This window comes from Enterococcus sp. S183_ASV_20 (assembly GCF_018919685.1).
GTDB classification, from domain to species: Bacteria; Bacillota; Bacilli; order Lactobacillales; family Enterococcaceae; genus Enterococcus; species Enterococcus faecalis.
In genome coordinates this window covers 1-15,811 of record NZ_JAHLRI010000051.1, presented here as the reverse complement: position 1 = coordinate 15,811, position 15,811 = coordinate 1, and the positions used below count along the sequence as shown (strand labels likewise).

The window sequence follows — 15,811 nt, the reverse complement described above, 5'->3', positions numbered from 1 at the left end:
ATGCAGGAGTTATGCCAACGGCGCCTCTTATTGAAGCACCAAAAGGAGAATGGCGTCAAATGCTAGATATTAATATTATGGGTGTTTTAAATGGCATTGCGGCAGTTCTTCCAATTATGGTTGAACAAAAATCAGGGCAGATTATTGCTACTGATTCTGTGGCAGGACATGTCGTATATCCAGATTCGGCTGTCTACTGTGGAACAAAGTTTGCTGTTCGAGCAATTATGGAAGGATTGCGACAAGAACAAAGAGAGAATAACATTAAATCAACGATTATTTCACCAGGTGCTGTACAAACAGAACTTTATCAAACAATTTCTAATCGAGTAGTAGCTGAAACGTTACATCTAGAACAGTTAAGTTGGGGCTTAAAGGCGGAAGACATTGCGCAAGCAGTGGTCTTTGCCATAGACACGCCAGATCGTATGTCAATCAGTGAAATGGTTGTTCGCCCGACCACACAAACGATTTAATTTAAAAAGTATTCCTAGAAAGGAATACTTTTTTTAATCGTGATTGTTCGTTTTTTACAGAATTTAGAATTTGATATTTACTTATTTGTTGGTTTATTATATGATTAAACACGTTGTTTCATTAATAAATTGAATATTTTACGAACATTGTAAAATATTTAGATTTTAGGAGGACGGAACATGAAAGAAAAAATAAGTTCATATTTTGAACTTGAACAATTGAATACGAATATGAAACGAGAAATGTTAGCTGGTTTCACCACGTTTATCTCAATGGCGTATATTTTGTTCGTTAATCCAACCGTACTTGGTGCTTCTGGCATGGACGAAGGCGCTGTTTTTACTGCCACCGCTTTAGCGAGTGCCTTAGGTTGTATTTTAATGGGTGTGTTGGCGAAATATCCGATTGCGACAGCACCAGCTTTAGGAATTAATGCATTCTTTGCTTATTCAGTCTCTGTTGGTATGGGGATTCCTTGGCAAACGACATTAGCGGGCGTTTTTGTGGCTTCATTGATATTTATTTTAATTACAATTTTTAAATTACGCGAGCTAATTATTGATGCAATTCCTGCAGACTTGAAATTTGCCATTTCAGGTGGGATCGGGTTGTTTATTGCTTTTCTTGGTTTAAGCCAAGGTGGCTTAATTGTGGCTAATGATGCGACACTCGTTGGCTTAGGACCTTTGAATGTTGGTTCAACGTGGGTTACCATTGTCGGCTTAGTCGTAACTGCAATTTTGTTAGTTCGTCGAGTACCGGGTGGTATTTTTATTGGGATGGCGATTTCAACGATTGTTGGTTTAGCGACAGGCGTTATTCCAATGCCTGATAAGATTATTTCAAGCGCGCCAAGTTTAGAACCAACATTTTTAGTGGCGTTAGGACATGTGAAAGATATCAATACGATTCAAATGTGGGTCGTGGTTTTAACGTTCCTATTAGTAACATTCTTTGATACGGCTGGTACGTTGGTGGGCTTAGCCAATCAAGCAGGTTTTATGAAGGACAATAAAATGCCGCGTGTGGGGAAAGCTTTAGCCGCTGATTCAACAGCGATGTTAGCTGGTTCTCTACTAGGGACATCGCCAGTTGGTGCATATGTTGAATCATCTGCGGGGATTGCTGTGGGTGGTCGTTCAGGAATCACAGCTATTACAACCGGGATTTTATTTATTTTCAGTTTGCTATTTTCTCCTTTGTTAGCAGTTGTCACTTCGCAAGTTACAGCACCAGCGTTGATTATTGTTGGTGTTTTGATGGCACAATCCTTAAGCAAAATTAAATGGAATGAGATGGAAATTGCGATTCCTTCCTTCTTAATCTTGTTAGGAATGCCATTGACATACAGCATTTCAGATGGGATTGCCTTAGGCTTTATCTTCTATCCAATTACAATGATTGCGGCAAAACGTGGGAAAGAAGTTTCGCCAATTATGTATGGCTTGTTCTTTGTTTTTGTCGGATTCATGTGGATCCTGAATGCGCAATAAGCAAGAGAGAAAGTTATCAAATAGTTGATTCATAAGACAATGAACTTATGAATCAACTATTTTTTTTCGACTAAGCACTAGAAAAACGCCCCTTATTTGATGTATAATTTGCAAAGACATTGACCTGTGAAGATACAGGAACAGAGAGGAATTAATTGAGTGAAGTATACAGAAATTATGGTTCGCTATGGCGAATTATCAACTAAAGGAAAAAATCGTAAAACGTTTATCATGCAGTTAGCACAAAATGTGAAACGTGCGTTAGCTGATTTTCCAGCATTGAAAATCCATGCAGATCGAGATAGAATGCATATTTTATTAAATGGGGAAGATAGTGAAGAAGTGATTCCGAAACTAAGTAAAGTGTTTGGAATTCAAAATTTTTCGCCAAGTATTCGTATTGAAAAAGAAATGCCAGCGATTCGTGCAATGGTTCAAGAGGTTGTTCGGGAAGTTTATACGCCAGGTAAGACGTTTAAAATTACTGCTAAACGCTCGGACCATTCATTTGAACTTGATTCAAATGGCTTGAATCAAGAATTAGGTGGGGCCGTTATTGAAGCCATTCCGGAAATTCAAGTACAAATGAAAAAGCCTGATATCAACTTAAGAATTGAAATTCGTAAAGATGCGGCGTATTTATCTTATGAAACGATTCGCGGTGCGGGTGGATTGCCAGTGGGCACCAGTGGTCGTGGTATGTTGATGTTGTCAGGAGGCATTGATTCACCAGTTGCTGGTTATTTAGCTATGAAACGTGGCGTGGAAGTAGAAGCTGTCCATTTTGCTAGTCCGCCTTATACAAGTGAACAAGCGTTACAAAAGGCTAAAGATTTAGCTGAAAAATTAGTCCCTTATGTAGGAACTATTCAATTTATTGAAGTGCCCTTTACAGAAATTCAAGAAGAAATAAAACGAGTTGTTCCCCAAGGCTACTTAATGACCATTACACGACGTTTAATGTTACGCTTAACAGATGCAATTCGTGAAATGCGGAAAGGTTTAGTCATTATTAACGGTGAATCGTTAGGACAAGTGGCTTCGCAAACACTTCAAAGTATGGTAGCAATTAATGAGGTTACCTCAACACCGATAATTCGACCCGTTGTTTCAATGGATAAGACAGAAATTATCGAAATTGCCGAAAAAATTGACACGTTTGAATTAGCCATCCAACCCTTCGAAGATTGTTGTACAATTTTTGCGCCACCGCAACCGAAAACACGACCTCGCTTGGATAAAGCGCAAGATTATGAAGCGCGCTTAGACTTGGAAGGTTTAATGGCTCGGGCCTTAGAAGGACTCAAAATTACAGAGATTTCAGCAGAAACAGCGAAAGATAAACAAGAAGACGAATTTGCAGATTTCCTATAAGAAATAAATACAGTGACGGTCGCTTAGACGTCACTGTATTTATTTTGTACTTATTTCACAAACAAGTTGCTCGGAGAGGGGAACCGTGATAAACTGAATATGTGAAGTAGGTAACAAGGAGGACAGAGGATGGAGAAAAAAATGCCTAAAGCAACGGCAAAACGTTTGCCGGTTTATTTACGTTATTTAAAAATGTTAGGGGATTCTGGTGTTAAACGCATTAAATCACGAGAGTTTAGTGAAATGATCCAGATTCCTTCTGCAACGATTCGGCGTGATTTTTCCCACGTTGGTGAACTGGGTCGAAGCGGTTATGGTTACGATGTGCCGTATTTAATTGAGGTATTTAGTAATATTTTAAATACGCAAGAAGAAAAAAGAATTGCTCTGATTGGTTGTGGCAATTTAGGCAAGGCATTATTAAAAAATAATTTTAGACGCAACGAGAATTTGAATATTGTCTGTGCTTTTGATAATGATTCGGCTTTAGTTGGCACCACGATTAATGGATTATTAGTTCATGATATGTCTGAGTTAGAAGCATTCGTTCGACAAGAAGGGGTCACGGTAGCCATTTCTACAGTACCAAGTCACCATGCTCAAAAAGCCATCGACAAAATTGTACAAGCGGGTGTGACTGCGATTTTAAATTTTGCGCCAGACCGTGTCAGTGTGCCAGCCAACGTTAGTGTGCAGTATATTGATTTAACAACGGAACTGCAAACACTGATTTATTTTAATGAAACTTTTTCACTAGTAAATAGCCCAAAGCAATAAAATTGTCTTCATAAAAATCCTCTACTATACTTATTATTGAAAGTGGAAAAGGAGGATTTCAGAATGAATGTTACAAGAAAAGGGCACGTATTAGAATTGACAGGTGAACAGCCCGAAGTTGGCACAAAAGCCCCCGTCTTTTCTTTGAAAAATTTAAACAACCAAGAAATCAACTTGGCAGATTATAAAGGTAAAACGGTTTTAATTAGTGTGGTTCCTGATATCGACACACGTGTTTGTTCACTGCAAACGAAACGTTTCAATCAAGAAGCGGCGAAATTAGACGGTGTTCAGATTATCACGATTTCCAATAACACAGTTGAAGAACAAGCAAATTGGTGTGCCGCTGAGGGTGTCGAAATGGAAATGCTTCATGATACTGAAGACTCATTTGGTGCAGCTTATGGTTTGTATATTCCAGAAATGGGTCGTTTAGCACGTGCTATTTTTGTGATTGACCCAGAAGGAACGTTAGTTTATGAGGAAATCGTCTTAGAAGTTTCGTCGGAACCTGATTATCAACAAGCATTAGAAGCTGCAAAAAAAGTGTAATCCCTCTAGATTACAAATTGACTTTGCTTGCGCTTCATTGTAGAATGAAGCAAAGACAGCGAACAAGAGGAGTATCATTGGCGTCGTTTTAGAGAAAAAGTCGTTCAGGTGCAAGACTTTTACACAACCAGTGAGAAGGTAGCTTGTGAGTCAATGGTTTGAACACAGTACGTTAGTAGAACGATTCGTTTCGTGAACGTTATCTCACGAATGAGTGGCATTTGAATGAATTCAATTCAAATGCAATTTAGGTGGTACCGCGTAAATAAGATGAATCTACGCCCTAAAATACGAAAGTATTTTAGGGCGTATTTTAGTGTTTAGCCCCAAAAAACTCATTTGTAAAATAATTACCGCTCCAAATCGCGTATTTTAAGAAAGAAGGGGAAAAAATGTCAGAAGAAAAAAACTTACCAACGAAATATCAACCGACAGAAATCGAAGCTGGCCGTTATCAAAAATGGCTAGATCAAGATTTATTTAAACCAAGTGGCGACAAAAAAGCGAAGCCCTATTCAATTGTTATTCCACCACCTAATGTAACAGGGAAGCTACACTTAGGGCATGCTTGGGATACAACATTACAAGATATGATTATCCGCCAAAAAAGAATGCAAGGCTTTGATACGTTATGGCTGCCAGGAATGGACCATGCTGGAATTGCTACGCAAGCAAAAGTAGAAGAGAAACTAGCACAACAAGGAATTTCACGTTACGACTTAGGTCGTGAAAAATTTGTTGATCAAGTGTGGGAATGGAAAGAAGAATATGCTTCTCACATTCGTGAACAGTGGGCAAAAATGGGCCTTTCTTTAGATTACAGCCGTGAACGTTTTACTTTAGATGAAGGGCTATCTGAGGCCGTTCGTAAAGTGTTTGTCTCTCTTTACGAGAAAGATTTGATTTACCGTGGTGAATATATCATTAACTGGGATCCGAAAGCGAAAACAGCATTGTCTGATATCGAAGTAATCCATAAAGATATTGAAGGAGCTTTTTACCATATGAGCTACCCATTATCAGATGGTTCTGGCGTTGTTGAAATTGCGACAACGCGTCCTGAAACAATGTTGGGAGATACGGCGATTGCGGTCCATCCAGAAGATGAACGGTATCAGGAACTTATTGGTAAGACAGTTGTCTTGCCATTAGTGGATAAAGAAATTCCAATTATTGCAGATGACTATGTAGATATGGAATTTGGAACAGGGGTTGTAAAAATCACACCTGCCCATGATCCAAATGACTTTGAAGTCGGTAATCGTCATGACTTACCTCGAGTAAATGTTATGAACGAAGACGGCACGATGAATGAACTGGCTGGAAAATATGAAGGAATGGATCGTTTTGCTGCACGTAAAGCGATTGTCTCTGACTTGAAAGAACTAGGTCGCTTAATTAAGATCGAAACAATGAATCACAGCGTGGGCCATTCAGAACGAACAGGCGTTGTCGTGGAACCACGTTTATCGACCCAATGGTTTGTAAAAATGGGACCATTAGCTGAAAAAGCAATAGAAAATCAAGAAACAGAAGACGCTGTTGAATTTTATCCACCACGCTTCAATCAAACATTTTTACGTTGGATGGAAAATATTCATGACTGGGTTATTTCGCGACAATTATGGTGGGGCCACCAAATTCCTGCTTGGTATCACAAAGAAACGGGCGAGATGTATGTTGGGATGGAAGAGCCAGCCGACAGTGAAAACTGGGTTCAAGATAGTGACGTCTTAGATACATGGTTTAGTTCTGCTTTATGGCCATTTTCAACGATGGGTTGGCCGGACGAAGCAAGCGAAGATTATCAACGTTACTTCCCAACAAGCACATTAGTTACTGGCTATGATATTATTGCCTTTTGGGTAAGTCGTATGATTTTCCAAAGTTTAGAGTTTACAGGTGAACGTCCCTTCCAAAATGTCTTAATTCACGGCTTAATTCGTGATGAGCAAGGACGCAAAATGAGTAAATCATTGGGTAATGGGATTGATCCAATGGATGTCATCGAAAAATATGGCGCAGATGCGTTACGTTGGTTCTTATCAAATGGTTCAGCACCTGGTCAAGATGTTCGTTTTAGTTATGAAAAAATGGATGCTTCTTGGAACTTTATCAATAAGATCTGGAATGCAAGTCGCTTCGTTATCATGAATGTAGAAGGTATGACTGCTGCAGATATTGACTTTAGTGGTGAAAAGACTGTCGCTGATCGTTGGATTTTAACGCGCTTAAACGAAACAGTCGCCCGTGTGACAGAATTATTTGATCGCTTTGAATTCGGTGAAGCAGGTCGCCAATTATACAACTTCATCTGGGATGATTTCTGTGATTGGTATATTGAAATGAGTAAAGAAATTCTTTACGGAGACAATGAAGCAGCTAAACAAACAACACGGAGCATCTTGGTGTACACATTGGATCAAATCTTACGTTTATTGCATCCAATTATGCCGTTTGTAACAGAAGAAATTTGGGAAAAAATTCCGCATCAAGGTGAGTCATTGGTTGTGGCAGAGTACCCAGTTGTGCATGAAGAATTTAACGATGAAGCAGCAGCTCGAGGAATGGAAGTTCTGAAAGAAGTTATTCGTTCGGTTCGGAATATTCGAGCAGAAGTGAATACACCACTTTCTAAACCAATTACCTTGTTAATTAAAACAAACGATACAGAAGTAGAAGAATTTTTAACAGCTAATACTAGCTACTTAGAACGCTTCTGTAACCCAGAGGAATTAGTCATCAGTCGTGAAATAGAAGCGCCAGAATTAGCCATGTCCGCTGTATTAACAGGCGCAGAACTATTCCTACCATTAGCTGGGTTGATTAATATCGAGGAAGAAATTGCTCGCTTAGAAAAAGAATTAGACAAATGGACAAAAGAAGTCAAACGTGTGCAAGGCAAACTTTCAAATGAACGTTTTGTGTCAAACGCACCAGATGAGGTCGTGGAAGCAGAACGTGCAAAAGAAAAAGACTACCTTGAAAAACAAGAGGCTGTCAAAGAACGGATTGCCCAATTACGTTCAATCTAAAAAAGAAAAGACAACAAAACCAAACGTTGGTTTTGTTGTCTTTTTGTTATAATTTGCCAAATAATTGAAACAAATACAACATTAAGTAGCTGTAAGTAGCCACAGACCAGAATTTCAATAAAAGAACAATTTTCATGAATTCTTTTAAAGAAATATCTGTAATTCCCGCCACTAAACAAACAATATCATCTGGAGCGAAGGGGACTAACATAGTAAAGATTAAGAGCTTTTTGACATTGTGTTCATTTTTGTCTAAAATCTCTTCAAATTTTTTGTATTTATTGGGTGAAAGGATTATTTTTACAAAGCTACGTCCATAGTAACGAACCAGTAAAAAGCCAATAAACTCACCAATAATCAATCCAAGATAGCTATACAAAAGTCCTTGCAAATTGCCAAACATCAACATTCCTGCAACAGAAGAGATTCCTCCAGGTAGAATAGGAATAATCACTTGGACGATTTGTAAAAGAATAAAACACAGAACCGCATAGTTACCAAACTGTTTAATAAAAGCTTGCAAGGAAGCAACAGAATGAAAAATTCCTCTGGAATATCCCCATAAAATTAAGCCGAAGAAAAGCACCAGTCCAACTAGGGGTAACCACCGAATGAGTCCATTTAAAAATTTTTTCTGATTAGTCATGAGTGGCCTCCTGACGTTTTCGACGGTATTTTTTAAAGCCAAGATAACCAGCCGTTCCCAGTAAAATCGTTCCGCTGACGGCAGTGCCGAGATAAATCATTCTTGGATGATAGGCAAAGGTTAACTGCTGTTTGCCCGCTGGGACTTCAATAGCTAAAAAGCCACCTAGAATGCGTTGTGTTTTTAAGGGTTCTTTTTGTAGCGACGATTTGACTTGCCAATCTTGGTCATAAGGAATGGACGTATACAGTAACTGAGTGTCATTTCCAGGTACATTCAGTGCGCCATTTAAGTGGCCTTTTTTAGTTAGGTTCACGTGAAGAGCTTGTTGGCGTAATTTGTCAACCGCACGATTAAAGGCTGTTTGGTCTAAAGTTTGAAGTTGCCAATTAGTTAAATCAACCACTTGTTCAGCAGTTAGTGACAGGGTCACGGTAGTTCCTTTTTCAAAATGCCCTAAATTGAACAGTTGATTGGTTGCAATATAAATCGGCGTCGAGATAACTTGTTGGTTTACCTTCAATTGTGTAACCTTTTTCCATTTTAAATTCGGAATATAAAGATGCAAGTCGCCAGTGCTATTCACTTTAAAGGTTGCTTCAATTGTTTCGTTGGTATGATGAGGTTCATTTATCAACGAAGCTGTTTTAAAGTAAGGTTTATCCGTCGGCACGAGCGTTTGCAGGAGTTCTTCTTGGGCATCTAAAGGATTATTTTTTGCTAATTTTAACTTGGTTAATGCGGTTGGCGCCAAAAAGCCCATACCGATTGCTTCATCATTTTCCATGATTTTCGTGGAACCAACTGTTTTTAGCAATTTTTCACTCGTAGGTTTTTCAATTGGTAAAAAGTCATATTTCACATTTAAAAGTAAATTGGTTAGTTGTGAATTATCCACATAGGCAATCCGGCGATCATTTTTTCGATATAAACCTAGCGCACTTAATGTGTCTTGGGTAGTGGCAGTTAAAGTCGAAGTATAGCTAGAAACGCCAGCATAGCCATAAAGTAAAGGATTATTGTAGCCGTTATTGATTTCACGGAACCCTGTTTCTTTGGAAGGAATGACTTGTTTCATGCGATAAAGTTCTGGTGCTGAGGCCATTTTTTCATCGATTAATTGGCTGTGTTTTCGGTAATCTTGGGCAAATGTTGCTTGGCTACCAAAGGGCATGTGTTTAAAAGAAATCCAGAAATTCGTTGTTAATTCTGTGCTGACCAGTAAGAATAAAGCAACGACTACATAGTTTCTTAAGGCCTTTTTGTGTGCTAAACGCAAGCAAAAGAAAATCAACCAAATAAAAAGTAAACTTAGCCATAAATAATTGATCGAAATTAAGAGATTCTTTTGTGGCCCATAATACAAAGATCCGTAGCCAATGACTAACAGCAGACTAAAAATAATAGGTGCGGTCCAAGGAATGGTCACTTTTTTAAGCCAAACTTCATAGGCAAAGACAATCAATAAAAAGCTAAAAATAAAGACATTTCGGTAAGGGAAACCAGCTGGGCTTTGAAACATGTGCCAGACAGTATTAAAGGCTTCTAACCAAAAGCTTAAAAAAAGAATGAATAAAAGAATTGCTGAAGCTATTCTTTCTTTTAACGCAATTTGTTTCGTTTGAAAATAGGCAACACAGAGGAGTGTCACAAATAATCCAGCAAAAACGGTTGGTAAATGGTCTAAACGCAACTCATAATTAATAGAACCTAAGCCTAATTGCGAGAAGAACGAAGTGTTGAACTTAGGCGTTAAAAAGAACGTCGAGACATCAAAATCTGCTTTTTTTGTATAAAGCATCCCTTCTGCTGCAGGTAATAATAAAAAGCTAGTTGCAGTTCCTGTTAAAAAAGAAACGAGGATGAATAACGGACTTTGTTTAAAAAATTGCCGAATAGCATGGGCTTGGGTATTCTTTTTAAAGAACCAATAGATACTGTACAAAACAGCAAAGAGACAAATCATATAACCCATGTAGTAATTCGTCACAATCGCTAAAAACAGGGTTATACTGTATAAGCCCCATTTGCGTTGATCCCATAAACGTTGGAGTCCCAATAAGATAAGCGGGAATAGAATCAGTGCATCCAACCACATAAAGTTTTGGCTATAGACGGTGACAAAGCCACAGAAACTATAGGACGTTGAAAAAAGTAACGTGGTGCCATCAACTTTTTGATAGGTGTATTTTAAATAGCTAAACATCGTAGTACCCATCAAGGCAAGTTTTAAGGTAATAATCCATAAAATTGCTATAGGTAATTGTTCATAAGGAAAAAAGAAAGCCAACACATTAAAAGGGCTCAGTAAGTAATAGGCTGCCAAAGGAACAATCGACTCACCAATCTCATTGGAAAAAGAGTAGAATGTAGTTATTCCCTCGTGAAAAGAGCGTTTTAAAAAACTCAAGAAAGGCATGTATTGTGTGCCTAAATCACTAACTAATAAGTTGTTGTCACCAAAAGGCGCAAGTTGTAATGTCATCCATACAAGCAACAGAAGTAAAAACGGCAAGAAAAAACTTCCTAACCATAAAAGCTTCGATTTGTTTTTCATCAAAATAAGTCCACCTTTATAAAAAAATCATGAATAAGCGTGTTGAACGCTCTAAAAATAGTTTTTAATTGGCTGGCTGGAACGAACCATCCAGAATGTTAGTTTACCATAAGTTCATTAATGTATCCGCTAATAACGCAAAATTATGAAAAATGCAAAAAATTTTCAAGAAAAAGTTTCAATTGGTTATTAGTGAAAAAGTCACCTAACTTGGTTATAATGTAGAAGAAGACAAGGAGTTGGACAAGATGCAATTAACAATAGAAGAAGCCATTGAATGGATTCATAGCCGGTTACCCTTTGGCTCAAGACCTGGTTTGGATCGGATTAATGCGTTATTAGAAAAAATTGATCATCCAGAAAACAAAGTGCCAACGATTCATATCGCAGGAACCAATGGTAAAGGCTCAACCGTGACATATTTACGCTGTCTATTAGAAGAAATGGGCTTGAAAGTCGGAACCTTTACCTCTCCTTATATTGAATCATTTAATGAAAGAATTGCGATAAATGGTCAACCAATTTCAGACGAACAATTGATTACCTATGTGGAAAAGTATCAACCAATCATTAAAGAATTAGACCAGATCACTGAAGTGGCTGGAATTACAGAATTCGAAACATTGACAGGAATGGCCTTGGACTATTTCGTGAATGAACAAGTGGATATCGCCGTTGTTGAAGTTGGCTTAGGTGGATTACTTGATAGCACCAATGTCGTGAAGCCATTATTGACGGGAATTACGACAATTGGGAAGGATCACACAGAAATTTTAGGTGAAACAATTGCTGAAATTGCCTATCAAAAAGCGGGTATTATTAAAGAAAAAGTCCCAGTAGTAACAGGCAATATTTGTGCTGATGCGCTAGCAGTCATTGAAAAAGTCGCACAAGAAAAACAGAGTCCAATTTTTCGTTTTGGCAAAGAGTATCAAGTGGAATATCTACATCCTGATGCACAATGGGGGGAAATATTTAATTTCTATGGAGAAATGGGCAAACTGACAAAAATTAAAGTTCCCTTGTTGGGGCGTCACCAAGTAGAAAACGCGGCGGTAGCTATTCAATTATTTGACAAGTATTGCCAACTACAACATTTGCCGTTTAAAGAACGAGACATTACTCAAGGGTTAGCTAAAGCGCAATGGCCAGCTCGAATGGAACGTCTTAGTGATGAACCGTTGATTGTTTTAGATGGTGCCCACAATGATCATGCAGTAAAACGCTTAGTTGAAAACTTGCGCAAAGAGTTTCCACAACACACGATTCATATTTTATTTTCAGCTTTAGCAACTAAAGATGTGGATGAGATGATTCAGGACTTAAAGCAAGTACCGAATGCGCATCTTTACTTAACTAGCTTTGATTACCCTAAAGCTATTGCACTTACAGAAATGGAAAAATATGAAGACGATTTAACAGAAATTGTGTCTTTATGGCAATTTGGCTTAGGCGAAATTTTAGAAAAAATGTCGACAGATGATTTATTATTAGTAACAGGTTCATTATATTTTGTTTCTCAAGTAAGAGAATTACTTTTAACTATAGGAGGAAATGATGAAGAAATTTGATGGCGTAATTTTTGATATGGATGGGTTGCTTTTTGATACGGAGTTGATTTACTATACATCTACTCAAAAAGTAGCAGATGCAATGGGGTTACCTTATAGTAAAGAAGTCTATTTAGACTATGTTGGGATTTCCGATGAAGAAGTACAAGAGAATTACCGACGTATTTATGCATCCTATGGTCACGACACAGTGGAAGAATTTATCCGCCGTTCTTATGATGATACCCTGCAAGAGTTTCGATCTGGTAACGTCCCTTTAAAACCAGGGGTGGTGGAATTCCTCGACTTTTTAGATGATCAAAAAATTCCTCGATTAGTTGCCTCAAGTAACGTCCGTCCAGCAATTGAAATGTTATTAAGCCATGCTGGGATTCAGGATCGTTTTGTAGGGATCGTTTCAGCAGAGGATGTTAAACGAGCAAAAACGGACCCAGAAATTTTTCAAAAAGCTCGTCAACTTTTAGGAACAGAAGCCCCGAAAACCTTGATTTTCGAAGACTCATTTCATGGGGTAAGTGCGGCTCATAGTGCGGGCATTCCAGTGATCATGGTACCTGATTTATTGCAACCAACTGAAGTTATCCAAGAGAAAACATTATATGTCTTGGAGAGTTTACATCAAGCGCCACATTATTTAAAATAATAAAAACAACACTCCTTTGCGTAGTTTATTAATGACTAGCAAAGGAGGTTTTTTTATGCAAGTATCGGATCTATTTATTCGCGAGATGCCGAGTGATTGTTTACCACGAGAACGGCTCTTAGCGATAGGAGAAAAAGCATTATCAAATCAAGAGTTGTTGGCGATTCTGTTACGAACTGGCTCAAAAGAAGCAGACGTGATGACTGTTGCCGCAACGCTGTTAAAACAGTTTAAGCAACTTTCTTATTTGCAGCAAGCCACATTGAACGAGTTAATGGCTATTAGAGGCATTGGCCAAGTGAAAGCCATTGAATTACGTGCGGCCATTGAATTGGGGTGTCGAATTTATCAAAGTAGTCAAATCAAATTTGGCAAAGTTACGTCCAGTCAACAAGTCGCTCAACGATTACTCCAAGAGATGAAGGGGCTGCAACAAGAACATTTAATTTGTATTTACTTGAATACTAAGAATGACATTATTCAACAGAAAACGATTTTCAAAGGATCACTGAATCAAAGTATTGCTCATCCACGCGAAATTTTTCGGGAAGCGGTTAAATATTCTTCTGCTCGCATACTATTAGCTCATAATCATCCATCTGGCAATCCGACACCGTCTCCACAAGATATTCAATTTACCAAACGAATGGAAGAATGTGGCGAAATGATGGGGATTCAATTGTTGGATCATATTATTGTTGGTGATAGCGGATACATTAGTTTGAGAGAAGAGAATTTTTTTGCTTCAGAATGAGGACAATTCTTGCAAAAATATTTTATCACGTGTAAAATGAAAGGGTAATCTTGTTTGGAATTATGTAGACTTTTTAAATTTTTTTAAATATTCTATTGGAAGCGAGCAAAGTTACGACTATTTATGTGCAAATGCACGAGGAGGAACAAAAGAATGGAACAAGGAACAGTAAAATGGTTTAACGCAGAAAAAGGTTTTGGGTTTATCTCACGCGAAGACGGAAGCGACGTATTCGTACACTTCTCAGCTATCCAAGGTGATGGTTTCAAAACTTTAGAAGAAGGTCAAGCAGTGACTTTTGATGTTGAAGATTCAGACCGTGGCCCTCAAGCAGTTAACGTAGAAAAAAACTAATAAAAAATAATCCAAAAACACCTAACGCATGTTAGGTGTTTTTTTGTTAGAAAAAATAGAGAAGAAAAATGGATAAACATTTTTCTTCTCTATTAAATGAGAGCTTTATTGATCACTAACCGTGGCAGTCATAATCATTGGCAGAATCATTGGATGACGTTCTGTTTGTTCAAACAAGAAAGGCTGTAAAGCGGTCGTCATGGCTTCGCCTAATTTTGCTTCGGTACAGTTTTTATCTTTCATTGCTTCACGTAGAGCATTGAATAAAAGACGTTGGCCTTCATGAATCATATCACCAGACTCACGCATGTAGACAAAACCACGGGAAAGAATGTCTGGACCAGCCATAATTTCTTTATTTTTAATATCAACTGTTGCTACCGCTAAAACTAAACCTTCTTCAGATAAGATACGACGATCCCGTAAAACAACATTCCCGATATCACCGACACCATTTCCATCAACGTACACGTCGTTAGCGTTGAAGTGACCAGCAGGACGTGCGCTATCAGCCGTTAAAGCTAAGACATCGCCGTTGCCCATGATAAAGCAATTTTCTTCAGGAACCCCTGTATCTTGAGCGAGCGAAGCATGGATTTTTAACATTCTAAATTCACCATGAACAGGCATGAAATATTTAGGCTTCATCAAACGAAGCATTAATTTTTGCTCTTCTTGTCCACCGTGACCAGAAGTATGGATATTATTGATTTTTCCGTGGATAACTTCTGCACCGGCTTCAGATAATAAGTTGATTAAACGGTTAACGCTTGTCGTATTCCCAGGAATTGGTGAACTTGAGAAAACAACCGTATCGCCTGGTTGAATACTAATTTGGCGATGTGTACCGTTAGCAATCCGACTAAGCGCGGCCATAGGTTCTCCTTGAGAGCCAGTACATAAAATCATTGTTTCATTTGCTGGCAATTGATTCAGTTCCGCCGCATCGACAAACGTTCCTTTTGGCACTTTGATGTAGCCTAAGCGTTCGCCATTGACAATGGCATTTTCCATGCTACGACCAAAAACAGCAATTTTGCGACCGGTTTTCACAGCTGCATCAGCAGCTTGTTGTAAACGGAAAATGTTTGAAGCGAAACTGGCAAAGATAATCCGACCATCAATTTTTTCAAAGATTTTTAAAATAGAGGTCCCAATTGTTTTTTCGGATTTTGTAAAGGTGGGTATTTCAGCATTGGTACTGTCTGAAAGAAGACAAAGGACGCCTTCTTCACCTAATTTCGCCATTCTGTGTAAGTTGGCTGGCTCACCAACGGGTGTAAAGTCAAACTTAAAGTCACCTGTTGCGACAATGTTACCAGAAGGCGTTTTAACCACAACGCCCAAGGCATCAGGAATACTGTGAGTCGTCCGGAAAAAGCTAATCGCTGTTTTTCTAAAACGAATCACCGTATCTTCATTAATTTCGTGTAATTCCGCTTCTCTCAATAAACCATGTTCATCTAGTTTGTTGGTAATTAAAGCCAAGGCTAGTGGTCCCGCATAGATTGGGATATTCGCTTGACGTAAAAGATAAGGAACGCCACCAATATGGTCTTCATGACCGTGGGTAATAAC

General features: G+C 38.4%; 13 protein-coding genes and 1 other annotated feature. Of the genes, 10 read left to right on the top strand and 3 right to left on the bottom strand.

Annotated features, from left to right (window positions below):
• The 6 genes from KQI94_RS12745 to KQI94_RS12720 all read left to right on the top strand — a co-directional run.
• On the top strand, positions 1-476 hold a 476-nt coding region (locus KQI94_RS12745; protein WP_216454480.1), incomplete at its 5' end, for an SDR family oxidoreductase.
• A gap of 180 nt (positions 477-656) precedes the next feature.
• Entirely contained in the window at positions 657-1,970 is a 1,314-nt protein-coding gene (locus KQI94_RS12740; RefSeq protein WP_002355107.1) for an NCS2 family permease, read from the top strand.
• 159 nt (positions 1,971-2,129) lie between these two features.
• Complete coding sequence (gene thiI / locus KQI94_RS12735; protein ID WP_002359156.1) at positions 2,130-3,344, top strand: tRNA uracil 4-sulfurtransferase ThiI; 1,215 nt, start codon at positions 2,130-2,132, stop codon at positions 3,342-3,344.
• A 129-nt stretch (positions 3,345-3,473) separates the two neighbouring features.
• Positions 3,474-4,121, top strand: a complete 648-nt coding sequence (locus KQI94_RS12730) for a redox-sensing transcriptional repressor Rex (RefSeq protein ID WP_002368334.1) — start codon at positions 3,474-3,476, stop codon at positions 4,119-4,121.
• A 63-nt stretch (positions 4,122-4,184) separates the two neighbouring features.
• Positions 4,185-4,673 (top strand): thiol peroxidase, encoded by a 489-nt coding sequence (gene tpx / locus KQI94_RS12725; RefSeq protein ID WP_002368333.1) that lies wholly within the window; start codon positions 4,185-4,187, stop codon positions 4,671-4,673.
• A 49-nt stretch (positions 4,674-4,722) separates the two neighbouring features.
• Positions 4,723-4,962: a binding site (T-box leader), on the top strand.
• Positions 4,963-5,065: 103 nt separating this feature from the next.
• A complete protein-coding gene (locus KQI94_RS12720) occupies positions 5,066-7,708 on the top strand; it encodes a valine--tRNA ligase (RefSeq protein ID WP_002368331.1) in 2,643 nt (880 codons plus the stop codon).
• Positions 7,709-7,754: 46 nt separating this feature from the next.
• Here KQI94_RS12720 and KQI94_RS12715 read toward each other — a convergent pair whose 3' ends face one another.
• Complete coding sequence (locus KQI94_RS12715; RefSeq protein ID WP_002355114.1) at positions 7,755-8,354, bottom strand: TVP38/TMEM64 family protein; 600 nt, start codon at positions 8,352-8,354, stop codon at positions 7,755-7,757.
• Positions 8,347-10,911 carry a YfhO family protein gene (locus KQI94_RS12710; protein WP_002390720.1) on the bottom strand — a complete coding sequence of 855 codons (2,565 nt, stop codon included), beginning with the start codon at positions 10,909-10,911 and terminating at the stop codon, positions 8,347-8,349. The genes KQI94_RS12715 and KQI94_RS12710 overlap by 8 nt, the downstream gene beginning before the upstream one ends.
• Positions 10,912-11,159: 248 nt before the next feature.
• Between KQI94_RS12710 and KQI94_RS12705 the strand changes: the two genes are divergently transcribed.
• The 4 genes from KQI94_RS12705 (at position 11,160) to KQI94_RS12690 (ending at position 14,233) form a co-directional block, all read left to right on the top strand.
• Positions 11,160-12,482: a folylpolyglutamate synthase/dihydrofolate synthase family protein gene (locus KQI94_RS12705; RefSeq protein WP_002368328.1), complete on the top strand. Its 1,323-nt coding sequence runs from the start codon at positions 11,160-11,162 to the stop codon at positions 12,480-12,482.
• The gene (locus tag KQI94_RS12700; protein ID WP_216454478.1) at positions 12,466-13,125 is read left to right on the top strand and encodes an HAD family hydrolase; all 660 of its coding nucleotides are present in this window, start codon (positions 12,466-12,468) and stop codon (positions 13,123-13,125) included. The genes KQI94_RS12705 and KQI94_RS12700 overlap by 17 nt, the downstream gene beginning before the upstream one ends.
• Positions 13,126-13,180: 55 nt before the next feature.
• Positions 13,181-13,879 (top strand): DNA repair protein RadC, encoded by a 699-nt coding sequence (gene radC, locus KQI94_RS12695; protein WP_002368326.1) that lies wholly within the window; start codon positions 13,181-13,183, stop codon positions 13,877-13,879.
• Between the two features lie 153 nt (positions 13,880-14,032).
• Positions 14,033-14,233, top strand: coding sequence for a cold-shock protein (locus tag KQI94_RS12690; protein WP_002355121.1), 201 nt, complete (start codon positions 14,033-14,035; stop codon positions 14,231-14,233).
• A 105-nt stretch (positions 14,234-14,338) separates the two neighbouring features.
• Here KQI94_RS12690 and KQI94_RS12685 read toward each other — a convergent pair.
• Positions 14,339-15,811: ribonuclease J (locus KQI94_RS12685; RefSeq protein WP_216454469.1), on the bottom strand; the 1,473-nt coding region annotated here is incomplete at its 5' end.